At 69.9% G+C, this 21,044-nt stretch carries 22 protein-coding genes; 12 read left to right on the top strand and 10 right to left on the bottom strand.

From position 1 onward, the window contains the following. Positions 1-79: 79 nt before the first annotated feature. Genes A9977_RS01380 through A9977_RS01365 form a run of 4 tightly spaced genes read left to right on the top strand, consistent with a single transcriptional unit; the run spans position 80 to position 3,214 of the window. Positions 80-775, top strand: a complete 696-nt coding sequence (locus A9977_RS01380; protein WP_183023069.1) for an amino acid ABC transporter permease — start codon at positions 80-82, stop codon at positions 773-775. Beyond that, positions 772-1,491 carry an amino acid ABC transporter permease gene (locus tag A9977_RS01375; RefSeq protein WP_183023068.1) on the top strand — a complete coding sequence of 240 codons (720 nt, stop codon included), beginning with the start codon at positions 772-774 and terminating at the stop codon, positions 1,489-1,491. Before A9977_RS01380 ends, A9977_RS01375 begins: the two co-directional genes overlap by 4 nt. After that, complete coding sequence (locus A9977_RS01370; RefSeq protein ID WP_183023067.1) at positions 1,488-2,222, top strand: amino acid ABC transporter ATP-binding protein; 735 nt, start codon at positions 1,488-1,490, stop codon at positions 2,220-2,222. Before A9977_RS01375 ends, A9977_RS01370 begins: the two co-directional genes overlap by 4 nt. Next, complete coding sequence (locus A9977_RS01365; protein WP_183023066.1) at positions 2,219-3,214, top strand: isopenicillin N synthase family oxygenase; 996 nt, start codon at positions 2,219-2,221, stop codon at positions 3,212-3,214. Before A9977_RS01370 ends, A9977_RS01365 begins: the two co-directional genes overlap by 4 nt. Positions 3,215-3,227: 13 nt before the next feature. Here A9977_RS01365 and A9977_RS01360 read toward each other — a convergent pair whose 3' ends face one another. From A9977_RS01360 to A9977_RS01345, 4 genes are all read right to left on the bottom strand, one after another. Then, the gene (locus tag A9977_RS01360) at positions 3,228-3,920 is read right to left on the bottom strand and encodes an amino acid ABC transporter permease (RefSeq protein ID WP_183023065.1); all 693 of its coding nucleotides are present in this window, start codon (positions 3,918-3,920) and stop codon (positions 3,228-3,230) included. Further along, positions 3,917-4,579: an amino acid ABC transporter permease gene (locus A9977_RS01355; RefSeq protein WP_405054664.1), complete on the bottom strand. Its 663-nt coding sequence runs from the start codon at positions 4,577-4,579 to the stop codon at positions 3,917-3,919. The genes A9977_RS01360 and A9977_RS01355 overlap by 4 nt, the downstream gene beginning before the upstream one ends. 71 nt (positions 4,580-4,650) lie before the next feature. Beyond that, positions 4,651-5,289, bottom strand: a complete 639-nt coding sequence (locus A9977_RS01350; protein WP_183023063.1) for a hypothetical protein — start codon at positions 5,287-5,289, stop codon at positions 4,651-4,653. Between the two features lie 5 nt (positions 5,290-5,294). After that, a complete protein-coding gene (locus A9977_RS01345) occupies positions 5,295-6,125 on the bottom strand; it encodes a transporter substrate-binding domain-containing protein (protein ID WP_183023062.1) in 831 nt (276 codons plus the stop codon). A 200-nt stretch (positions 6,126-6,325) separates the two neighbouring features. Between A9977_RS01345 and A9977_RS01340 the strand changes: the two genes are divergently transcribed. From A9977_RS01340 to A9977_RS01320, 5 genes are all read left to right on the top strand, one after another. After that, positions 6,326-7,297, top strand: coding sequence for an aliphatic sulfonate ABC transporter substrate-binding protein (locus A9977_RS01340; RefSeq protein ID WP_183023061.1), 972 nt, complete (start codon positions 6,326-6,328; stop codon positions 7,295-7,297). Next, positions 7,294-8,511, top strand: a complete 1,218-nt coding sequence (gene solA / locus A9977_RS01335) for an N-methyl-L-tryptophan oxidase (protein WP_183023060.1) — start codon at positions 7,294-7,296, stop codon at positions 8,509-8,511. Before A9977_RS01340 ends, solA begins: the two co-directional genes overlap by 4 nt. Positions 8,512-8,580: 69 nt before the next feature. Continuing rightward, on the top strand, positions 8,581-9,504 hold the full coding sequence (gene panE, locus A9977_RS01330) for a 2-dehydropantoate 2-reductase (RefSeq protein ID WP_183023059.1): 924 nt from the start codon (positions 8,581-8,583) through the stop codon (positions 9,502-9,504). Between the two features lie 24 nt (positions 9,505-9,528). Next, positions 9,529-9,858 carry a cupin domain-containing protein gene (locus tag A9977_RS01325; protein WP_183023058.1) on the top strand — a complete coding sequence of 110 codons (330 nt, stop codon included), beginning with the start codon at positions 9,529-9,531 and terminating at the stop codon, positions 9,856-9,858. 260 nt (positions 9,859-10,118) lie between these two features. Next, entirely contained in the window at positions 10,119-11,321 is a 1,203-nt protein-coding gene (locus A9977_RS01320; RefSeq protein WP_183023057.1) for an MFS transporter, read from the top strand. On the opposite strand, the gene A9977_RS01315 is transcribed toward A9977_RS01320, so the two are convergent. Both A9977_RS01315 and A9977_RS01310 read right to left on the bottom strand, forming a co-directional pair. Beyond that, the gene (locus A9977_RS01315) at positions 11,318-12,004 is read right to left on the bottom strand and encodes a TetR/AcrR family transcriptional regulator (RefSeq protein ID WP_183023056.1); all 687 of its coding nucleotides are present in this window, start codon (positions 12,002-12,004) and stop codon (positions 11,318-11,320) included. The genes A9977_RS01320 and A9977_RS01315 overlap by 4 nt on opposite strands. A gap of 11 nt (positions 12,005-12,015) precedes the next feature. Beyond that, complete coding sequence (locus tag A9977_RS01310) at positions 12,016-13,251, bottom strand: CaiB/BaiF CoA-transferase family protein (protein ID WP_183023055.1); 1,236 nt, start codon at positions 13,249-13,251, stop codon at positions 12,016-12,018. Positions 13,252-13,354: 103 nt separating this feature from the next. Here A9977_RS01310 and A9977_RS01305 point away from each other — a divergent pair, with 103 nt between their 5' ends. The 3 genes from A9977_RS01305 to A9977_RS01295 are packed head-to-tail and all read left to right on the top strand — an operon-like array spanning position 13,355 to position 16,335. Further along, positions 13,355-14,356, top strand: a complete 1,002-nt coding sequence (locus A9977_RS01305) for a tripartite tricarboxylate transporter substrate binding protein (protein WP_183023054.1) — start codon at positions 13,355-13,357, stop codon at positions 14,354-14,356. Next, positions 14,353-15,129 (top strand): enoyl-CoA hydratase/isomerase family protein, encoded by a 777-nt coding sequence (locus A9977_RS01300; RefSeq protein ID WP_183023053.1) that lies wholly within the window; start codon positions 14,353-14,355, stop codon positions 15,127-15,129. Before A9977_RS01305 ends, A9977_RS01300 begins: the two co-directional genes overlap by 4 nt. A gap of 39 nt (positions 15,130-15,168) precedes the next feature. Then, positions 15,169-16,335 (top strand): acyl-CoA dehydrogenase family protein, encoded by a 1,167-nt coding sequence (locus tag A9977_RS01295; RefSeq protein ID WP_183023052.1) that lies wholly within the window; start codon positions 15,169-15,171, stop codon positions 16,333-16,335. A 51-nt stretch (positions 16,336-16,386) separates the two neighbouring features. Here A9977_RS01295 and A9977_RS01290 read toward each other — a convergent pair whose 3' ends face one another. From A9977_RS01290 to A9977_RS01275, 4 genes are all read right to left on the bottom strand, one after another. Further along, positions 16,387-16,599, bottom strand: coding sequence for a hypothetical protein (locus tag A9977_RS01290; protein WP_183023051.1), 213 nt, complete (start codon positions 16,597-16,599; stop codon positions 16,387-16,389). Positions 16,600-16,715: 116 nt separating this feature from the next. Continuing rightward, positions 16,716-17,933, bottom strand: a complete 1,218-nt coding sequence (locus A9977_RS01285; protein ID WP_183023050.1) for a YeeE/YedE family protein — start codon at positions 17,931-17,933, stop codon at positions 16,716-16,718. A 109-nt stretch (positions 17,934-18,042) separates the two neighbouring features. Beyond that, on the bottom strand, positions 18,043-18,993 hold the full coding sequence (locus A9977_RS01280; RefSeq protein WP_183023049.1) for a sulfurtransferase: 951 nt from the start codon (positions 18,991-18,993) through the stop codon (positions 18,043-18,045). Positions 18,994-19,124: 131 nt separating this feature from the next. Further along, positions 19,125-21,032, bottom strand: a complete 1,908-nt coding sequence (locus tag A9977_RS01275) for a family 2A encapsulin nanocompartment cargo protein cysteine desulfurase (RefSeq protein ID WP_183023349.1) — start codon at positions 21,030-21,032, stop codon at positions 19,125-19,127. Between the last annotated feature and the right edge of the window lie 12 nt (positions 21,033-21,044).

The raw sequence follows: 21,044 nt of genomic DNA, 5'->3' as shown, positions 1-21,044 counted from the left end.
CCGCGGGCGGTGGGTACGATGGCGCCCGCGCTCACCCGCGGGCGCTTTCGCGTTCGCCCTCGCCTTTTTGCTTCCTTCCATGCCCACCTTCGACTACGCCCTGCTGCTGACGGGCAAGTACCACGAGATGCTGCTGGCCGGCCTGCTGCTGTCGCTGCAGCTGATGGCGGCAGCGTTGCTGTGCGCGCTGCCCATCGCGCTCTTGGTCGCGCTGCTGCGGCTGTCGCCGCTCGCGTGGCTGCGCGCCATCGGCTTCGCCTACGTCGAGGCGATCCGCAATGTGCCGCTGATCGCCCACATGCTGTTCTGGTATTTCGGCGCACCCGAGCTGCTGCCCGACGGCATCCGCGAGACGCTCTATGCCGGGCCGATCGAGGCCGTCAGCGCGGTGATCGCGCTGTCGCTCTACACCGCGGCCTTCATGGCCGAGGACATCCGCAGCGGCATCCGCGCGATCCCGACGGTGCAGATGGAAGCCGGCCGTGCGCTCGGCTTCGGCTTCCTCGCGACCATGCGCCGCGTGATCCTGCCGCAGGCGCTGCGCGTGACCGTGCCGCCGCTGATCTCGCAGACCCTGAACCTCTGGAAGAACACCTCGATCGCCACCGTGATCGGCGCGGCCGAACTCATGTACCAGGCCGGCCAGGTCGAGAGCGAGACCTTCCGCAGCTCCGAGTCCTTCGCCTTCGCCACCCTCGCCTACCTCTCCGTCTCGCTGGGCATCACCGGGCTGGCGGCCTGGTACCACCATCGCTTCCCGGTGCGCACCACATGATCGAACTCATCGATACGTACTGGCTCTACTTCCTGGTCGGCCAGTACCCGAACGGGCCGCTGGGCGGGCTCGCGCTCACCGTGATCCTCGCGGCGCTGGGCCTGGTGCTGGCGCTGCCGCTGGGCATCGTCCTGGGGCTGGCGCGCGTGAGCCCCTACCGCTGGCTGCGCTGGCCTGTCACGGCGCTGGTCTTCGTGGTGCGCGGCATCCCGCTGCTGATGGTGATCTTCTGGGCCTACTTCTTCCTGCCCAGCGTTACCGGCGTCAAGACCGACCAGTTCACCACCATGCTGATCGCACTCGTCGTGTTCGATGCGGTCTACCTGGCCGAGATCGTGCGTGCCGGCATCCAGAGCCTGCCCAAGGGCCAGATGGAATGCGCGCGCGCACTCGGCCTGGGCTATGGCCGCGCGATGCGGCTGGTGGTGCTGCCGCAGGCGCTGCGCAGCATGCTGCCCTCGCTGGTGAACCAGTTCGTCTCGACCATCAAGGAGACCTCGCTGGGCTACATCATCGGGCTGGCCGAGGTGTCTTTCATCGCCACGCAGATCAACACCCAGGTCTTCACCCGGCCGGCCGAGGTCTACGGCATCCTGGGCCTGACCTACTTCATCCTGTGCTTCGGCCTCTCGCGCTTCGCCTACTGGCTGGAACGGCGCCAGACCCGCCGCACCCCCGCGCTCGCCGCGAAGAAGACAAGGAAAATCTCCGCATGATCGAGTTGCAGCAGGTGAACAAGTGGTACGGCAACTACCACGCGCTGGTCGACGTCACCGAGACCATCCCGCACGGCGAGGTGGTGGTGGTCTGCGGCCCCTCGGGCTCGGGCAAGTCGACGCTGATCCGCACGCTCAACCGGCTCGAGCCGATCCAGTCGGGCCGCATCGTGATCGACGGCCAGGACATCCACGCGAGCGGCACCGACGTCAACGCCTTCCGTTCGCGCATCGGCTTCGTGTTCCAGCAGTTCAACCTGTTCCCGCACCTCACGGTGCTGCAGAACTGCACCCTCGCACCCTCGCACCTGCTGGGCCTGAGCGCGGCCGCGGCACAGGAGCGCGCGCTCGCGCTGCTCGAGAAGGTCGGGCTGGCGAACAAGGCCCAGGCCTGGCCCAGCGAACTCTCGGGCGGCCAGCAGCAGCGCGTGGCGATCGCGCGCGCGCTGGCCATGGAGCCGCCGCTGATGCTGTTCGACGAACCCACCAGCGCGCTCGACCCCGAGATGGTCGGCGAGGTGCTGATCGTGATGCGCGACCTGGCGCGCGAGGGCATGACCATGGTCTGCGTCACGCACGAGATGGGCTTCGCGCGCGAGGTGGCCGACCGCGTGCTGTTCATGGACGAAGGCCGCGTGCTCGAACGCGCCACGCCCGACGACTTCTTCAACCGCCCGCAGCATCCGCGCGCCGCGCAGTTCCTGTCGGACATCCGTTCGCCGTTCAAATGACCACCCTTCCCCTCATCGATGTCTCCGCCCTGGTGGCCGGCACACCGGACCGCGGCACCGCCGCCGCGCAGATCGGCGAGGCCTGCCGCGCGCACGGCTTCTTCTACGCGGTCGGCCACGGCATCGCCCCCGCTCTCACGCAGCGCCTCGAAACCCTGAGCCACGCCTTCTTCGCGCTCGACGAGCCGACCAAGCTGCGCTGGCGCATGGAACTCGGCGGGGCTGCATGGCGCGGCTACTTCCCGCTGGGCGGCGAGCTGACCTCGGGCCGGCCCGACTGGAAGGAAGGGCTGTACCTGGGCAGCGAACTGGGCGAGGACGATCCGCGCGTGCAGGCCCGCCTGCCGGTGCACGGGCACAACCTGTTCCCCGAGCTCGAGGGCTTCAGGCAGACCCTGCTCGATTACATGGCCGCGGTCACGCAGCTGGGCCACCGGCTCATGGAAGGTATCGCGCTGAGCCTGGGACTGGAGGCCGACTACTTCCAGGCGCGCTACACAGCCGACCCGCTGATCCTGTTCCGCCTCTTCAACTACCCCACGCAACCGATCCCCGAGGGCTCGAATGTCGAATGGGGCGTGGGCGAGCACACCGACTACGGCCTGCTCACCGTGCTGCGCCAAGACGACATCGGCGGCCTGCAGGTGCGCACCGCCCAGGGCTGGATCGATGCGACGCCCGTGCCCGACGCCTTCGTGATCAACATCGGCGACATGCTCGACCACATGACCGGCGGTCTCTACCGCTCGACCCCGCACCGCGTGGTGCGCAACACCTCGGGGCGCGACCGCTTGTCCTTCCCGCTGTTCTTCGACCCGAACTTCGAGGCCCGCGTGCAGAAGATCGAGGGCCTGCCCGTGCCCGCAGTCGTCGACGACAGCGCCACGCGCTGGGACCAGGCCAACGTGCATGCCTTCCACGGCCGCTACGGCGACTACCTGCTGCAGAAGGTCTCGAAGGTGTTCCCGCAGCTGGTGCAGCAGGTGCTCTGACGCCGCAAGGGCGTCAGGTGCCGCGCTGCGGATCGCGCGGCACCAGCGCCCACACGCCGCGCTCGAGCGCGGTGCACAGCAGCCAGTAGATCGCGCCCACCAGCATGAACAGCTCGGCCGGGTAGACCATGGTGCGTGCGTTGACCTGCGTCGCCACGAAGGACAGTTCGCCCACGCCCACGATGTAGGCCAGCGAACTGTCCTTGACCAGCGTGACCCACTGGTTGATGAACGAGGGCAGCATCATGCGCAACGCCTGCGGCAGCACGATGTGGCGCAGCGCGCGCCAGCGCCCCATGCCCAGCGACAGCGCCGCGTTCCACTGCCCCGCGGGCACGCCCCGGATGCCCGCATGCACCGCATGCGACAGGTAGGCGCCGCCGACCAGCGAGAGCGCGCACATCACCGACAGCACGCCCGGCACGTCGATGTCCAGCGCGATCGGCAGCAGGAAATAGGTCCAGAAGATCAGCATCAGCACCGGGATCGCGCGGAAGAAACCCAGCACCGTGACCAGCAGGCGGTGCGCGGCACCGCGGCTCATCGCCAGGGCCACGCCGAAGAGCAGGCCCAGCACGGCCGAGGCGATCGCCGAGCCCGCGCTCAGCAGCACCGTCAGCGCCGCGCCGCCCAGCGGCCCGTTCGGCCAGGCGCCCCAGAGCAGGTAAGGCAGGTTGTCGAGCAGGACTGCGATCGCACCGCTCATGTCTTCACCCTCGTGCGCCGCACCGCCCAAGCGCTCGTCCATTCGAGCAGGGCGATGGTCGCGATGTAGAACAGCGTCGCGAAGCCGAAGGCCTGGAAGGTCTTGAAGGTGTCGGCCTCGACCTGGCGCGAGGTGTACGAGAGTTCGACCAGCCCGACCGCCATGGCCAGCGAGGTGTTCTTCACGATGTTCATGTACTGGCCGAACAGCGGCGCGAGCGCGATGCGCACCGCCTGCGGCAGCACGACGTGGCGCTGCACCTGCGCCGCGCTGAAGCCCATGGCCATGCCCGCATGCAGCTGCGCGGCCGGCACGCCGCGGATGCCGGCGCGGATCTCCTCGCCCACATAGGCCGTGGCGTAGAGCACCAGCCCGACGATGGCGGTGAGGAACTCGAAGGACGGCCAGTGCAGGCGCAGGCCCGCCACGCTCACATGGTGGCCGGCGTTGAGCCATTCGCGCGCGGCTTCGGGCAGCAGCGCGGGCGCGCCGAAATACCAGAAGAAGAGCTGGACCAGCAGCGGCGTGTTGCGGAACAGCGAGACATAGACCGCGGTGGCCCGGCGCAGGCCGGCCCGCGGGCTGCCGCGCGCGGCCGCGAAGACCAGGCCCAGCGCGGTCGAGGCGACGATCACCAGCAGCGACGAGGCGATGGTCATGAGCCAGCCGTCGAGCAGCCAGCCGAGGTACTTCGGCGCGAGCAGCTGCTCGCGCGCGCTCTCGAATGCGTTCACGCGAAGGCGGCGTCGGACGGGACGGGCGACAGCACCTGCGGCTGCGCCGGCTGCGTGACGCAACGTCCCGCGGCGGTGTCGAAGTCCAGCCGCTCGGGCAGGTCCGTCAGGCTGCGGCCGTAGAGGTGCAGGTGCTTGATCGCATGCTCGCCCTCGATCGCCACGCTGTGGATGTCGCGCGGCCCGAAGGCGATGTGCGCGCCCGGCCCGATGCGCCTCGCGCCCGTGCGTTCGAGCGTGGCGCTGCCGGGGCCTTCGCCGCCATCGGTGCGGCGCCAGAGCACGTTGGGCTCTTCGCCCTCGATGCCCGCCACCACCGCCCAGGTCGAATGGTCGTGCGGCACCGTGCGAAAGCCCGGGGCCGGCCGCCACAGGTAGAGCGCATGCGTGCGGTCGGCCGATTCGGCCAGCAGGTAGAGCGTCTCGCCCGCGGCCTCGACGGGCGCGGGGAAATGCGCATCGGGGAACAGCGCGGGCTCCGCCGCCAGCTGGGCCAGCAGGGCGCCGACGCGCGCCAGCACCGCGGACGGCGGATCGGCTTCGGTGCCGACCCAGGCCCGCACCACGGCCATCGTGCGTGCGACCGCGCGCGTCCTGACTTCGGCGATGTCGCCCTCGATGGCCGCTGCCCTCATCCGCTTCAGCGCGACGCGACGCGTGGCTCGCCGATCTTCAGCAGGCGCGGCAGCGGTGCCTTGCTGTCGGGACCGAACCAGGCGTTGTAGATCGCCACGGCACGGCCGTTCTTCTCGATCTCGGTGAGCCAGCTGTTGAGCGATTCGAGCAGGCGCGTCTCGCCCTTGGGCACGGCCGCGCCCAGGTATTCCTTCGACACGGTGATCGCCGGGATCTCGTACTTCTCCTTGTCGGACAGCTGGCCCCACTGCGCCGTGAGCTTCACGCCGTCGTTGGTGATGGCCTGCACGTTGCCGTTGCGCAGCGCGGCCAGCGCGAAGGGTGAATCGTCGTAGAGCACGACCTTGGCATCGGGGTAGTTGGTGCGCAGGTTGGTCTCCATCGTCGTACCCTTCTCGGTGCCGATGCGCAGGTCCTTGAGCTGGGCCGCGTCGGTGAGCACGCCCTTCTTGGCGAGGAACTGCTGGCCGACCAGGAAGTACGGCGTGGTGAAGTCCACCACCTTGGCGCGTTCGTCGGTGATGGTGAAGCTGGCGAACACCACGTCGACCTTGCCCGAAGTCAGCAGCGGGATGCGGTTGGCCGGATTGGTCGGCACCAGTTCGATCTTGACGCCCAGGCTCCTGGCGAATTCGTTGGCCAGGTCGATGTCGTGGCCGACCTGCTTCTTGCTCGTGGCATCGATGTAGCCGAAGGGCGGGTTGCCGTCGAAGGCCGCCACGCGGAGCACGCCGGCCTTGCGGATGTCGTCGAGCTTGTCGGCCCAGGCGCCGGCCGGGAAGGCCAGCGTGCCCAGCAGCGCGAGGCCGCCGAGGATGAATTGTTGGCGCTTCATGCGTCCTCCGTCCTTGTTGGAAAGACGCGACTCTAGGCAGCCCCCCGTAGCGCGGCAACGAAGCGTTTTTTGCTTGCTTATGTGCCCACACTTCAGGCATGAGCAAATGAGAAATGCGTCGTGGCGCGGCGGCGAGGGGCCGCCTACGCTTGTCCCCCTTTTCGCCAACGAGCGCCCTCGCGGTGCACCAGGACCCTCTCATGCATTCGATTCCCTCGCTGCGCCGCCGCGCCCTCCTGCAAGCCGGCGCCGGTGCCGCCGCCGCCATCGCGGCCGGCCCGCTGTTCGCCCAGGCACCCGCCAAGGTGATCCGCATCGGCTACCAGAAGTTCAACACGCTCAACATCCTCAAGGGCACGGGCCAGCTCGAGACGGCGCTGGCGCCCGCGGGCATCCAGGTCGAGTGGCGCGAGTTCCTGGGCGGCAGCCAGCTGGCGGAGGCGCTGTCGGCCAACGCCATCGACTTCGGCCATGCCTCCGACGGCATCGGCGTGTTCCAGCAGGCCAGCGGCAAGGGCTTGGCCTACCTCGCGGCCGAGAGCCCCTACCCCGGCGGCGTGGGCTTCCTGGTGCCAAAGGATTCGCCGATCCGCACGGTGCGCGACCTCAAGGGCAAGAAGGTGGTGACGGGCCGCGGCTACAACACGCAGTACGTGCTGATCAAGGCGCTGCAGGGCGCGGGCCTGAGCTACGAGGACATCGAGCCGGTCTACATCCTCACCGCCTCCGACACCGTCGCCGCCTACCAGTCGGGCAGCGTGGCGGCCATCGGCCTGTGGGACCCCTTCCTGGCCGGCGCGCAGATCGCCACCGATTCGCGCCTGCTGTTCGACGGCACCGGCCTGAGCGGCAACCGCACCTACCATTTCGCGCAGCCCGGCTACGCACGCGCCAACCAGGAGACGCTCAAGACCGTGTTCGCCGAACTGCGCAAGGCCAACACCTGGGCCCAGGCCAACCCCAAGCAGGTGGTGGACACGCTCGCGCCGCAGCTCAAGGTCGAGCCCAAGGTGCTGGCCCTGGCGACCGAGCGCCGGCAGTACGGCGTGGTCGCGCTCACGCCCGAGATCGCGCGCGAGCAGCAGGGCCTGGCCGACGTGTTCGCGCAGCTCAAGCTGATCCCCAAGCCGATCGAGGTGAAGGACGCCTTCCTGAACCTGCCGATCCTGTGAGCACACAGCACAGCCACTACGACGTCATCGTCGTCGGCCTTGGCGCCATCGGCGCGGCCACGCTCTACCAGTTGGCGCTGCGCGGCGCGCGCGTGCTGGGCATCGACCAGCACGCGCCGCCGCACGACCAGGGCTCCTCGCACGGCGAGTCGCGCATCACGCGGCTTGCCATCGGCGAAGGCGATGCCTATGTGCCGCTGGTGCGGCGCTCGCACGCCATCTGGCGCGAGCTCGAGGCCAGCACCGGCCGCTCGATCTTCGAGCAGACCGGCGGCCTGATCCTCGCGCCGCGCGACCGCATCGCCGCGCACCACGGCAAGCCCGACTTCGTGCGCCGCACCATCGCCTGCGCCGAGCGTTTCGACATCCGTCACGAAGTGCTCGACGCCGCGGGCATCCGCGCGCGCTACCCGCAGTTCGCGCTGCAGGGCGACGAACTCGGCTACTTCGAACCCGAGGCCGGCTTCGTGCGGCCCGAGCAGGCCATCGCGGCGCAGCTCGAGGCCGCGCGCGGGCTGGGCGCCACGCTGCGCACCGGCGAGCGCGTGCAGGCCGTCGAGCCGCTGGGCAACGGCGACACCACCGCCGTGCAGATCGAAGGCACGCGCTTCACCGCCGACCGCGTGGTGATCGCCGCCGGCCCCTGGCTGCCGGAGTTCCTGGGCCGGCAGGCGCGCGCCGACTGGCAGGCCGACTTCGCCGTCTACCGGCAGGTGATGTACTGGTTCGACACCGGCACCGCCGCGCCCGACTTCGCGCCGGGCAGGCTGCCGATCTTCATCTGGATGTTCGGCGACGCGCAGGAGGACTACATGTACGGCTTCCCGTCGTCCGACCCTTCGCAGCCCGCGCTCAAGGTCGCGACCGAGCAGTACGCGGCCACCACCTCGCCCGACGCCCTGCAGCGCGAGGTCAGCGCCGAGGAAGGCGCCGCGATGTACGCGAGCCGCGTGGCCGGCCGCTTCCCGCAGATCGCCGGCCGCCTGCTCAAGGCCCGCGCCTGCATGTACACCGTGACACCCGACCGCCACTTCGTGATCGATGCGCTCGACGGCGCGCCCGGCGTGCTGATCGCCTCGGCCTGCTCGGGCCACGGCTTCAAGCACTCGGCCGGCGTGGGCGATGCGATCGCCGACCGGCTGCTGGGCCGCACGGGCGGCATCGACCTCGCGCCCTTTTCGCGCCAGCCTGCAAAGGAGCGAGGCTCGGCGTAGAGTACGCCCCCGGGTGATCGCGGCCGCATCGCCGTCGATCTTTTTCTGTCTGACTCGGGAGTGATAAAGATGAGATTTCTCATAGTGGGTGCGGGTGCACTCGGTGGTTATTTCGGCGGTCGTTTGCTCGAAGCGGGGCGCGACGTCACCTTCCTGCTGCGGCCTCGGCGCGTGGCACAGCTCGCCAAGACCGGGCTGGTGATCCAGAGCCCGCAGGGCAACCTGCAGCTGCCGGCACCCAGGCACGTGCTGGCCGACGGCATCGACGGGCCCTACGACGTGATCCTGGTCGGCAGCAAGGCCTACGACCTCGCCTCGACCATGGACTCCTTCGCGCCCGCGGTCGGGCCAAACACCGTGATCCTGCCGCTGCTCAACGGCATGCAGCACATCGACGCCCTGGCCGCGCGCTTCGGCGAGGAGCGCGTGCTCGGCGGCCTGTGCCTGATCTCGGCCACGCTCGACGACGAGGGCCGCGTGCTGCACCTCAACGACACGCACGACCTCAACTACGGCGAACGCGCGGGCGGCCGCTCGGCCCGCGTCGACGCGATCGCGGCCCAGTTCGCGGGCGCGAACTTCGGCAGCAACGCCAGCGAGAACATCCTGCAGGAGATGTGGGAGAAGTGGGTCTTCATCGCCTCGGCCGCGGGCGTCACGACGCTGTTGCGCTCGTCCTTCGGCGAGATCGTGGCCGCGGGCGGCGAAGCCGTGTCGCTGTCGATCTTCGACGAGTGCAGCGCCATCGCCGCCCACAACGGCTTCGCGCCCCGCGCCGCGGCCGTGCAGCGCGGCCGTGCCTTCCTCACCATGCCCGGCTCGCCGATCACGGCCTCGATGTACAAGGACATGGCGCGCGGCGCGGCAGTGGAAGCCGACCACATCATCGGCGACCTGCTGCGACGCAAGGCGCCGGGCCAGGCCGCCACGCCGTCGGTGCTGCAGATCGCCTACGTCAACCTCAAGGCCTACGAAGCGCGGCGCGCCGCCTGACCCGAGACACGGCAAGCGCCACCCATGACCGCTCCACACGCCGCGCCGACACACCGGGACCTGGTCGGCCACGCACGGCTGCTGGGTCCGGCGTGGTCCGGCAAGCTGGTGGGGCGACCCGGCGGCGTGGGCCTGAAGCTGTTCAAGGTCGATGCAGCGGGGCTGGCCAGGGAGATGCATCCGGGCTACGACGAAGCCTTGCTGATGCTCGAAGGCGCCATCGACCTGGTCCTCGATGGCGTACAGGTGCCCCTTCGCGCCGGCGACCTGCAGATCATCCCGGCGGGCCGCTGGCACGAGATCCTGCCGGGTGGCCACGGCAGCTTCTTGCTTGTCGACCCCGAGCCTTGCTGAGGCCAGTCGTTCGACGCGGCCCGAGGTCGATCCTCGGGCAGGCACGCCCCTGCGTCGAAGCCGTTGCCGCTAGAATCGCCGCTGCAAAATCGACGCTGAGGCCTTCAGCGCGCGACACGCCGTAAGCGTTTACGTCAACCAACGCATCACCAGTGGCACCCGCGGCCGGCTGGCGGTGTGCGTTGGTCGCTTCGGCACCCATCTCTCCCCGCCGCTTCGTCCTGCAGGTGCCCCTTTGAAAATTCAAGGAGCGGCGCTCGATGACGAACGTCCAGGCAAATTCTTCCTTGCGCGAACTGGTCTGGATGACCTTCGCGCTTTTCCTCGGCTACCTGTCGGTCGCGATGTCGATGCCAGCGGTGGCGGTCCATGTGTCGCAGACGCTGGGCATGGGCAATGTCGCGTCCGGCCTGGCCGTGGGCATCGCCTTTCTCTCCACCCTCCTGAGCCGTGGCTGGGCGGGTCGGCTGGCCGACGAACGTGGCGGCAAGGTCGCGATGTTCAGGGGCCTGTTCCTCTACGCGGCCGCGTCGCTCCTGTGCTGGGCCTCCGCGCTGCCCGCCCTCGGCCATGGCGCCGGTGCGTACCTGGTGCTGCTGGCGGGCCGCCTGGTGCTGGGCCTGGGCGAAAGCTTCGCGCTGGTCGGCATGCTGGGCTGGGCCATGGCGGCCATGGGTCCGGCGCGATCGGGCCAGGTCATGGCGCTCGTCGGCACCGGCCTGTATGGCGCCTTCGCGCTGGGCGGACCGCTCGGGCTCTGGCTGCTGCAGAAGCTCGGCTTCGCCGGCCTGATGGCGGGCAGCATGGTGCTGCCGCTGCTCAGCGGCGCGATGCTGTGGTCCATCGCGCCGGCCCGGTCCGCGCCGGGACGCCGCGCCCCCTTCTCCGATGTGCTGCGGCTGATCTGGAAGCAGGGTGCGGTCGTGGGCTTGCAAGGCGTCGGTTTCGCGGCCCTGGGCGCCTTCTTTCCGCTGTACTTCCTGGCCCACGGCTGGCACGGCGCGGGCTATGGGCTGACCTGCTTCGGCCTCGGCTTCGTCGCGCTGCGACTGGTGGCGGGCCGCCTGCCCGACCGCATCGGCGGCAACCGGGTCGCGCTGGTGTCGCTGACGGTCGAGGCGCTGGGCCAGGCGCTGCTGTGGCTGGCGCCCCATCCTGCCGTGGCCATGGTGGGCGCGCTGCTGACCGGCATGGGGTGCTCGATGGTGTTTCCCGCCATGGGGCTCGAGGCGGTCAAGCGCGTGCCGGCGCACCTGCGCGGCACGGCCATCGGGGGCTTCGCGGCCTTCCAGGACCTGGCGTATGGCGCGACCGGTCCGCTGGCCGGCCTGATGGCCGACCGCTTCGGCCATTCCAGCGTGTTCCTGGGGGGTTTCGTCGCGGCGGTCGTCGGGACCGCGATGACCTGGCGGCTCGGGAAGGACTCTCGCGTCCAGCCCGCCGAGACGCCCGCCGGAGGCTAGGCGGAATGCGCGCCGCGGCGCTCTGCAAGGCCCCAGGCCTCCGGATCCCGGGCGAAGCTCCGCACGATCATCGCCGACAGCGTCTCGCTCACGGCCGCGAGGTCCACCGTCGCGTTCTTCAGCAGCGACTGCAGCATCACGCCGCGCAAGGCGCCGATGACGATGGCCGCGCAGGTCCCCGGATCGAGGCCCTGGCGCATCTCGCCGGCCGCGATGGCCGCGTGAAAGTGCAGCGCGAGGAAGTCGATCACGCTCTGGTTGTAGCGCGCGAGGCTCTCGCCCGTCTCGGAATCGTCGGTGGTGGCCTCGGCCATGAGCACCAGCAGCGCGCGCGTGTTGGTCCAGCGGCCGTCGGTGCGACCGAGGTACACGCTGACGAAGGAAAGCAAGGAGGCCATGCCCTCCGCGACCGGCGGGTTGAGCTCGAGCTCGCGCATGAAGTTGTCGTTGATGTGCGATGCCAGCGCGCGCAGCAGCGCGGGCTTGCTGCCGAAATGGTGCGCGGCCAGGCCCCGGCTGTAGCCCGCGGCCTCGCCCACCTCGGCCAGCGTCATCCCGACCCAGCCCTTGCGCGCCACGATCTCGCGCGCGGCGGCCAGCAGCCGCGCTTCCGCGGACGCGCGGCGCTCGACCTGCGTGCGGCGGGTCGGGCTCGGTTCGGGCGGCTTCGCGGCTGTTTTCATGGACGCGAAGTCTAACGAGGCGGCACCGGCTCCTTCACGATGCCGGCGCTGCGCAGACGCTCGATCCGGCCTGCGTCGTAACCGAGTTCGGCCAGGATCTCGCCCGAGTGCTGCCCCAGCAGCGGCGCACCGCTGCGGATCTGGGCGGGGGTGGCCCCGAACAGGGTCGCGGGCCGCGTGGCCAGCAGCGCGCCCTCCGAGGGATGGTCCATGGCCTGGAACATGCCGACCGCCTTGAGGTGCGGGTGTTCGGGCAGTTCGTCGATCTGCCAGATCTGCGTGGCCGGGATGTCGAGCTCGTCGCAGATCGCGACCCACTCGGCGCTGGAGCGCGTGGGCGTCAGGCCGTTGAGCTCGCGGTAGAGATCGCGCACCGCCGCGTTGAGCTTGTGCCGGTCGGACAGGTCGTAGGCGCGCGCCAGGTCTTCGCGCCCCACGCGCCGGAACAGCGCGAGCCACTGCTGGGGGCTGTAGGGCAGCATCGCGATGTAGCCGTCCGAGGTCGGCGCCGGCTTGCGACCGCCGCTGACCACGCGGCCGTAGCCCGCCGGCGCGGTCGGGGGCTCGAAGGCCAGGCCGCCCATGTGCTCGGTCATGGTGAACTCGACCATGGTCTCCAGCATCGGCACCTCGACGTACTGGCCGGCGCCCGAGCGCTCGCGATGGAACAGCGCCGCGAGGATTGCGTTGACGGTCACGATCCCCGTGGTCTTGTCGGCCATCAAGGTCGGCACGTAGTCGGCCGTGCCTGTCGATTGCCACATCAGGCCGGCGATGCCGCTGGCCGCCTGGATGATGTCGTCGAAGGCCGGCTTGGCACGGTGCGGACCCGACTGGCCGAAGCCGGTGGCCGCGCAGTAGACGATGTCGGGACGCACCGCCCGCAGTGCCTCGTAGCCCAGCCCCAGGCGCTCGATCGCCGGAACGCGCATGTTGTGCACGAAGACGTCGGTCTCGGCCGCAAGCTCGAGCAGGATCTGCCGCCCCTCGGCCGTCTTGAGGTCGACCGCGAGCGAGCGCTTGTTGCGGTTGATCGCGAGGAAGATCGAGCTCATGCCGGCATGGCGCGACACGCCGTTGGCCCGCATCAGGTCGCCCTCGATCGGCTCGACCTTGATCACGTCCGCGCCGTAGTCGCCGAGGATCTGCGTGGCCACCGGCCCGAGCACGACCGAGGTCAGGTCCAGCACGCGGATGCCCTGGAGCGGCCCGGTGGCCGCGGATGAAGTGCTTGTCTGTGTCTCCATGGAATGTTCTCTGCTGATGCGATGGAAGCCATCGTAACTACTTACTTGCTAGTCAACAAGCAAGTTTATAGAATCCGCGGCACACCTACAGGAGACATCCCTCATGAACCCCTTGTCGAGGACGCTGAGCGCCGCCGCGCTGACCGCCACCCTGGCCCTCGCTGCAGCGCCATTCGCCCAGGCGCAGCAGCCGGCGGCGGCGGCGGCCACGGACTATCCGAGCAAGCCGATCCGTTTCGTCGTGCCCTTCCCGCCCGGCTCGGGCACCGATGTCGGCGCGCGCTTCTTCGCGCGCAAGCTGGGCGAACTGACGGGCCAGCCCGTGATCGTCGACAACCGCGCGGGCGCCAACGGCTTCATCGCGGTCAAGGCCGTGACCTCCGCCCCCGCCGACGGCTACACGCTGCTCATGGGCAGCAACTCGACGCTGGCCACCAACGTGGCGCTGTTCAAGCAGCTGCCCTACGACCCGGTGAAGGACCTGGCGCCGGTCTCGACGCTGATGCGATCGCCCATCGTGCTCATCGTGCCGGCCCAATCGCCCTACAAGACGCTGAAGGACCTGATCGACGCGGCCCGCGCCAAGCCCGGCCAGACCACCTTCGCCTCGGGCTCGGCCGCCTACCAGTTGATGGGCGAACTGTTCTCCGAGAAGGCCGGCATCAAGCTGCTCAACGTGCCCTACAAGGGCGCGCCCGAGGCGGTGAATGCCACCATCTCTGCGCAGACCGACCTGGGCTTCGCCGACATCACGGCCACCATGGAGCTGCTGCGCGGCGGCAAGCTTCGTGCGCTGGCCATCGCGGCCGATCAGCGCCTGGCCGGACTGGCCGACGTGCCCACCGCGCGGGAACAGGGCATCGCAGGCTTCAGCGGCGACACCTGGACTGGCGTCGCGGCGCCCGCGAACACCCCGAAGCCGGTGGTCGACAAGCTGTCGGAGCTGTTCGTGAAGATCCTCGCCATGCCCGAGACCATCGAGTTCTACGCCAAGCAGAACGTGGTCGTGATGAAGGGCGGCCAGGACGAACTGCGCAGTTTCCAGCGCGAGCAGATCGAGGTCTGGAAACGCATCGCAAGCTCCGCAAAGATCGAACTCCAATGAACGCATCCTCCCCCTCCTCCCTCGCACAGAGCCGCGACGGCCACGTCGTCACGCTGACGCTGTGCCGTCCGCCCCACAACTTCGTCGACGCGCAGGCCATGCGCGAGCTCGCCGACACCCTGGCCACGCTCGACGGCGATGCCGGCTGCCGCGCCATCGTGCTTGCGGCCGAGGGCAAGTCCTTCTGCGCCGGCGCCGACTTCTCCGGCGTGCCGGGCGGCGGCGAGGCCATGGACCCGGCCGACTTCTATGCGCACGCGCTGCGGCTGTTCGACAACCGCAAGCCGGTCGTCGCGGCGGTCCACGGGGCGGCCGTGGGCGCCGGCGTCGGGCTGGCGCTGACGGCCGACTTCCGCGTGACCTGCGAGGCGGCGCGCTTCAGCGTCAACTTCAACCGGCTGGGTTTCCATCCGGGCTTCGGGCTGAGCCACACCTTGCCGCGCCTGATCGGCGCCCAGCGGGCATCGATGCTGTTCTACACCGGCCGCCGCATCGACGGCCGCGAGGCGCTCGCCATCGGCCTCGCCGACGAACTGGTGGCGGCCGACGAGGTGCTGGCACGGGCCCAGGCGCTGGCGGCGCAGATCGCCGAGTCGGCGCCGCTCGCGGTGCAGAGCACCCGCGCCACCTTGCGGGCCAACTTGGCGCAGGAGGTGCGCGACATCAACCGGCGCGAACTGGCCGAGCAGCAGCTGCAGTTCCGCAGCGAGGACTTTCGCGAAGGCGTGCAGGCGATGGCCGAGCGCCGCACGCCGCGCTTCAACGGCCGCTGAGCCTGGCGGCCGTTTCCCTGGAAATTTTGGAGTGATGGAATGATTTTCGAACTCGATCCCGAGCATCAGACGCTCAAGGACCTGGTGGCCAGCTTCGTGCGCGAAGACCTGCTGCCACTGGAGGCGGCGCTGTTGAAGCGCGAGGCGGCCGGTGCGCCGTGGGAGCTGTCGCCGCAGGAGCACGCCACGCTCGATGCCGTGTCCAAGGCGCGCGGGCTGTGGGGCCTCGACGCACCGGCCGAGATGGAGGGCCTCGACCTGCCGGTGGTCGCGATGGTCGGGGTGAACGAGGAGTTCGGCAAGACCATCACCCCCTACGAGCTGCCGCCGGACTCGCCCAACCTGCGCATGCTGCTCACGGCCGCCAACGACGAACAGCGCGCCGCCTACCTCGCGCCCTACGCTCGCGGCGAGACGGTCTCGGCCATCGCGATCTCCGAACCCGGCGCGGGCGCCGATCCCTCGGCCATGTCGACCCGCGCGGTGCGCGACGGCGACGACTGGGTCCTCAACGGCCGCAAGATCTGGATCAGCCGCGCCATGCGCGCGGACTGGACCATCGTGATGGCCGTGACGGACCGGGACAAAGGCGGGCGCGGTGGCATCTCGGCCTTCATCGTCGACAAGGACACGCCGGGCTTCAAGGTCGAGCGCCGCATTCCCATGATCGGCGGCGTCTCGACCTACGAGGTGCTGTTCGAGGACTGCCGGGTGCCGCATTCACGGCTGCTCGGCCCGGAAGGCCAGGGCTTCGCGCCCATGCAGGCGCGGCTGTCGAGCCGCCGGCTGCAGATGGCGGCCTGGTGCATCGGCCGCGCCCAGCGCGCGCTCGACATGATGTGCGAGTACGCGCCGCAGCGCCGCACCTTCGGCGCGTCGCTCGCGGAACGCCAGACCGTGCAATGGTGGGTCGCCGACGCGGCGACGCGCATCCATGCCTGCCGGCTCATGACCTACGAAGCCGCCGCACGCATCGACCGTGGCGACGAGGCACGCACGCAGGTGTCGATGGTCAAGGTGTTCGCCACAGAGATGGCTTGGGAGGTGATCGACCACGCCATGCAGATGTTCGGCGCGATGGGCATGACCAAGGAAATGCCGCTGCAGCAGATGGCCAACGAGGCGCGCCTGATGCGCATCTACGAGGGGCCGACCGAGGTGCACCGCTGGGTGGTGGCGCGCGAGCTGCTGGGCCTGCGGCGCTGAGTCTCGCCTTGCCGGCGCGCCCACGGCGCCCGCACGAGGGGGCTGTGGGCCCTACCAGGAATGCGCCAGCGCCACCCCCACGGGCAGCCTGCGTTGCGCCGCGACCTGCACGCGCCTCAAGGCACGCAGGGGCACGTAGCCGTGCGGTGCACGCCGGGCCTCGGCATGCTCGGACAGCGGCGCCACGCGCCAGGCCTGGCGCGTCACGCCGATCACGCGTCGCGCCTGGTCGACCGGGGAAACGGGGGGGTGCTGTGTGGTCATCGGTTTCTCTCTTCAATGGCTTGCGCCGTGCTCGATTCTGCGAGGCGCGGCGAGCAAACCAAAGACCGATTGCGCATGAGGTATCTCGCTGCGCGCAGACCCTCTCCCTGCCTTTTTCAAAGGCTCCAGCGCAGGCGCAAGCCGGCCCACACCGCGCACAGCACCGCGGCACCGAAGACCCAGCCCGAGAGCGCGCCGGCCATGGTGCCCGAGAGCAGGTTGCCCACGGTGCAGCCCAGACCCGTCATCGCGCCCCAGCCCAGCAGCACGCCGCCGCCCAGGCCGCGCACGGCCTGGCGCAGGCTGGGAACACGTGGCTTGAACTGGCCGCTGGCCAGGGCTGACGCCAGCGCGCCGGCCACGATGCCCGCGATAAGCAGGGCGTTGGGTGTCTGCCAGAAATACTCGAGCACGGCCGTCACGCAGCCGCCGAAGGTGTCGAGGCCTTCGAGTCGCTGCGGCACCAGGCCTTGATGCTCGCCGACCGTGCGCGCCGCACTGCCCAGCGCCGCGGTCACGCCCAGGGGCCGCAGGCGCAGTACCACGATCACCGCGATGGCGCCGACCGCGACACCGCCCCACACCGCCGGCCAGCGGCCGACGAAGGCCCGGCGCAGGGCCGCGCCGAAGCTGGCGGCGCGCGGCAAGGGCGCACCCTCGGCCGGCAGGCGTCGCCACAGCAGCGCAGCGATCACGGCCAGCAGGCCCAGTTGCACCGCGGCCGATCCGGCATAGCCCAGGTGGTGCGGTAACCAGATGACAGGAGCCGTCGCGATGGTCGCGCTGTAGAGCGTGTTCCAGCTGTTGAAGCCCAGCACGAAGCCGGCTGCGGAGCCGATGAGTGCGAAGGGCGCGGTGGGCGATCCCTCACCCAGCCGGTACCAGTGGGCGCTGATGCACGAACCCGACACCACCATGCCCAGGCCGAAGGCCAGGCCGGCCAGGACCAGCGCCCAGCTCACCGGGCCGATGTGGGAATCGGGCGGCAGCCGCCCCGGCATGGGCACGGGCAGCCAGCCGGTCATGACCACGTGCATGCCCAGTGTGCCGACCGCCAGCGCCGCGACGATCGCCAGCAGGCCGCGCGCATCGCCGCGCTCGAAGTAGTCGCGCGCATGGCAGTAGAAGCAGAAGCGCGAGCGCTGCAGCACCACGCCCAGCAGCGCGCCCAGTCCGGCCGCGAAGGCCAGCGCGCGGCCGCCGCTGCGCTCGCCCAGCGCCTGCACGCCGGCCACGGTCAGCAGCACGACCAGGGCGGCGGCGATCCATGCCACGCGGCCGGGCCCGGTGGGCGCATCGGCCGCCGGAATCTGCGCTGTCGTCGTTGTCGTCATCTTCGAACCCGCTCCTCACGAAAAAAGGGCGGACCCAAGGTCCGCCCGAACGTCGTTACCACACGACGAGGAGACAACGAGTTGTCCCCACCCAAAGAAAGAACGCTGCCTACTTCGACGCCCAGACCGTGCCGCTGGGGTTGCTCACCGGCACGCCCACGGCATTGCCGTATTCGGTCCACGAGCCGTCGTAGTTGCGCACGTTCTGGTAGCCCAGGATCTTGGTCAGCGCGAACCAGGTGTGGCTCGAGCGCTCGCCGATGCGGCAGTAGGTGATGACCGGCTTGCTGCCGTCGATGCCGACCGAGGCATAGAGCGCCTTGAGTTCGGCGGCCGACTTGAAGGTGCCGTCTTCGTTGACCGCGCGGCCCCAGGGCACGTTGGCCGCGCCCGGGATGTGGCCGGCACGCACCGCGAGCTCGGCCGCGCCCGGCGGCGCGAAGATCTTGCCCGTGTATTCGTCGGCCGAGCGGATGTCGACCAGCCTGGCGTCGGTCTTGCCCTCGGCCACGCCCAGCACGTCGGCCAGGCGCGCGCGCAGTTCGGGCTGCGGGCGCGTGACCTTGTAGCGCGTGGCCACGACTTCCGGTGCGCGGTTCTCGAGCACGCGGCCTTCGGCTTCCCACTTCTTGCGGCCGCCGTCGAGCAGCTTGACGTTGCGCACGCCGTACTGCTCGAACACCCAGGCGCCCCAGGCCGCGAACCAGTTGTTGTTGTCGCCGTAGAGCACCACGGTGCTGTCGTTGTCGACGCCCGCGGCCGACAGCAGCTTCTCGAAATCGGCCTGGCTCACGATGTCGCGGCGCACGCGGTCGTTGAGGTCGGCATGCCACGAGAAGTTGACCGCGCCCGGCACATGGCCGCGCTCGTAGAGACCCGGGTTCACGCTGACCTCGATCACGCGCAGCTTGGGGTTCTTGAGGTTCCTGTCGAGCCACTCGGTGGACACCAGCGGGCCGCTGCCGTCGGCCGAGGCCTGCGCGAAGGCGGCCGGGGCCGCCGCGGTGAAGGTCAGGGTGGCGAGCGTGGCGGCATGCCACCATTTGCGAAGGATCGACATTCGGTCTCCTGTGTTGAAACTGAAACCGACTGTACGAAGACGAGCCCCAAAACCCAACGACGCAAATCCGATATGCGCATGCCGAAAACGTCTACCCGCATGGCGCCGCACGACGCCATGCGGGCCGGCGTTCAGCCCGCGCGGCGCTGCCCCGCGAGCTTGCGCACCACCGCCACCAGGCGATCGATCTCGTCGAAGGTGTTGTAGAAGGCCAGCGAGGGCCGCACCGTGGTCTCGACGCCGAAACGCCGCAGGATCGGCTGCGCGCAGTGGTGGCCGGTGCGCACCGCGATGCCCTCGTCGTTGAGCGCATGGCCCACTTCCTCGGTGCTGTAGCCGTCGAGCACGAAGGACATCACGCTGGCCTTGTCGGCCGCCGTGCCGATCAGCCGCACGCCGGGGATGGTGCGCAGCTGCGCCATGCCGTAGACCAGCAGCTCGTGCTCGTAGCGCGCGATGTTCTCGATGCCGACCTGGTTCACGTAGTCGATCGCCGCGCCCAGGCCCACCGCGTCGGCGATGTTGCCGGTGCCGGCCTCGAACTTGTTCGGGATCGGCTGGAACACCGTCTTCTCGAAGGTCACGTCGGCGATCATGTTGCCGCCGCCCTGCCACGGGGGCATGTCCTCGAGCACCTCGCGCTTGCCCCAGACCACGCCGATGCCGGTGGGCCCGAAGACCTTGTGGCCGGAGAAGACGAAGAAGTCGGCGTCGAGGTCCTGCACGTCCACCCGCATGTGCGAGACCGACTGCGCGCCGTCCACCAGCGCCTTCGCGCCCGCGCGGTGCGCCAGCGCGACGATCTCCTTCACCGGCACCACCGTGCCCAGCGCGTTCGAGACCTGCGTGACGGCCACGATCTTGGTACGGTCGTTGAGCAGCTTGCGGTACTCGTCGAGCAGCACCTGGCCCGAGTCGTCGACCGGGATCACGCGCAGCTTCGCGCCCTTGGCCGAAGCCAGCTGCTGCCAGGGCACGATGTTGGCGTGGTGCTCGAGGTTCGAGACGATGATCTCGTCGCCCTCGCCCACGTGCTGCGCACCCCAGCTCTTGGCGACCAGGTTGATCGCCTCGGTGGTGCCGCGCACGAAGATCACCTCGTTCACGTCGGGCGCGTTGAGGAACTTGCGCACCCGCTCGCGCGCGCCTTCGTAGGCATCGGTCGCGCGCGCCGCGAGCTCGTGCGCCGCGCGGTGGATGTTCGAGTTCTCGTGCGCGTAGAAATACGCGATGCGATCGATCACCGATTGCGGCTTGTGCGTGGTGGCGGCGTTGTCGAACCACACCAGTGGCCGGCCGTTCACGCGCTCCTGCAGCACCGGGAAGTCGCGCCGCACCGCATGCACGTCGAAGGGCTGGTGCTGGCCCTGCGCGACCGAGGGCACGTCGCCGTGCGGCGCGGGCTTGGCCGGCGTGACGTAGCCGCTGGTCAGGCGCACCGAATCGACGAAGTAGTACTGCGGTTGGCCGCTGCCCGCTTTCCCTTCCGGGGAGAGGGCCGGGAGCGAGCCTGCATCGCGGTTCTTCGGAAAGCCCTCACCCCCGCCCTCTCCCGCGAGCGGGAGAGGGGGCAGGACCTGCAGGGGCGGTGACGCAGCGGGCACTGCACCGGCCGACGGATGGCCGTGGCTGCCGTTCAGGAAATAGAACGGCGATGCACCCGCGGACGGCTGTGCACTGCCCAGCGCCGGCGCCGGCGCATGCGCCGCATGGCCTTCGGGCACACCCAGCACCGCGCTGCCCAGCCGCGGTTCGTAGGCCGGCAAGGCACTGTGGAAGGCGTCCGGCGCGCCGTTGCCAGCCACCGCGTGCGGCAGCAGCGAGGGCGCGCGATGCGCCAGCGAAGGCAGTTGCGTGGGCGAGCCCGGCAGCAGGTTGGTGCCCGGCACCTGCCCCTGCGGGATCGGCGTGCCCGGCACGCTGGGGCCGAAGCCGGCCGGGCTCACCAGCGGCGAGCCCGCGGGGGCGAGCTGCGACGGCGCCTGCACGCCCAGCGGTGTCGCCTGGCCCGGCAGGGCCGCGAACAGCTGGCTCGCCATGCGCGCCAGCAC

It is taken from the genome of Variovorax sp. UMC13 (assembly GCF_014170375.1).
GTDB lineage: Bacteria > Pseudomonadota > Gammaproteobacteria > Burkholderiales > Burkholderiaceae_C > Variovorax.
This window is presented reverse-complemented; position numbering and strand designations above follow the sequence as displayed.

What these genes read in the sequence shown, in the direction of transcription:
- A9977_RS01380 (WP_183023069.1), top strand. Translation starts at nt 80, where the DNA reads ATGCCCACCTTCGACTACGCCCTGCTGCTGACGGGCAAGTACCACGAG.
- A9977_RS01375 (WP_183023068.1), top strand. Translation starts at nt 772, where the DNA reads ATGATCGAACTCATCGATACGTACTGGCTCTACTTCCTGGTCGGCCAG.
- A9977_RS01370 (WP_183023067.1), top strand. Translation starts at nt 1,488, where the DNA reads ATGATCGAGTTGCAGCAGGTGAACAAGTGGTACGGCAACTACCACGCG.
- A9977_RS01365 (WP_183023066.1), top strand. Translation starts at nt 2,219, where the DNA reads ATGACCACCCTTCCCCTCATCGATGTCTCCGCCCTGGTGGCCGGCACA.
- A9977_RS01360 (WP_183023065.1), bottom strand. Translation starts at nt 3,920, where the DNA reads ATGAGCGGTGCGATCGCAGTCCTGCTCGACAACCTGCCTTACCTGCTC.
- A9977_RS01355 (WP_405054664.1), bottom strand. Translation starts at nt 4,579, where the DNA reads ATGACCATCGCCTCGTCGCTGCTGGTGATCGTCGCCTCGACCGCGCTG.
- A9977_RS01350 (WP_183023063.1), bottom strand. Translation starts at nt 5,289, where the DNA reads ATGAGGGCAGCGGCCATCGAGGGCGACATCGCCGAAGTCAGGACGCGC.
- A9977_RS01345 (WP_183023062.1), bottom strand. Translation starts at nt 6,125, where the DNA reads ATGAAGCGCCAACAATTCATCCTCGGCGGCCTCGCGCTGCTGGGCACG.
- A9977_RS01340 (WP_183023061.1), top strand. Translation starts at nt 6,326, where the DNA reads ATGCATTCGATTCCCTCGCTGCGCCGCCGCGCCCTCCTGCAAGCCGGC.
- panE (WP_183023059.1), top strand. Translation starts at nt 8,581, where the DNA reads ATGAGATTTCTCATAGTGGGTGCGGGTGCACTCGGTGGTTATTTCGGC.
- A9977_RS01325 (WP_183023058.1), top strand. Translation starts at nt 9,529, where the DNA reads ATGACCGCTCCACACGCCGCGCCGACACACCGGGACCTGGTCGGCCAC.
- A9977_RS01320 (WP_183023057.1), top strand. Translation starts at nt 10,119, where the DNA reads ATGACGAACGTCCAGGCAAATTCTTCCTTGCGCGAACTGGTCTGGATG.
- A9977_RS01315 (WP_183023056.1), bottom strand. Translation starts at nt 12,004, where the DNA reads ATGAAAACAGCCGCGAAGCCGCCCGAACCGAGCCCGACCCGCCGCACG.
- A9977_RS01310 (WP_183023055.1), bottom strand. Translation starts at nt 13,251, where the DNA reads ATGGAGACACAGACAAGCACTTCATCCGCGGCCACCGGGCCGCTCCAG.
- A9977_RS01305 (WP_183023054.1), top strand. Translation starts at nt 13,355, where the DNA reads ATGAACCCCTTGTCGAGGACGCTGAGCGCCGCCGCGCTGACCGCCACC.
- A9977_RS01300 (WP_183023053.1), top strand. Translation starts at nt 14,353, where the DNA reads ATGAACGCATCCTCCCCCTCCTCCCTCGCACAGAGCCGCGACGGCCAC.
- A9977_RS01295 (WP_183023052.1), top strand. Translation starts at nt 15,169, where the DNA reads ATGATTTTCGAACTCGATCCCGAGCATCAGACGCTCAAGGACCTGGTG.
- A9977_RS01290 (WP_183023051.1), bottom strand. Translation starts at nt 16,599, where the DNA reads ATGACCACACAGCACCCCCCCGTTTCCCCGGTCGACCAGGCGCGACGC.
- A9977_RS01285 (WP_183023050.1), bottom strand. Translation starts at nt 17,933, where the DNA reads ATGACGACAACGACGACAGCGCAGATTCCGGCGGCCGATGCGCCCACC.
- A9977_RS01280 (WP_183023049.1), bottom strand. Translation starts at nt 18,993, where the DNA reads ATGTCGATCCTTCGCAAATGGTGGCATGCCGCCACGCTCGCCACCCTG.
- A9977_RS01275 (WP_183023349.1), bottom strand. Translation starts at nt 21,032, where the DNA reads ATGGCGAGCCAGCTGTTCGCGGCCCTGCCGGGCCAGGCGACACCGCTG.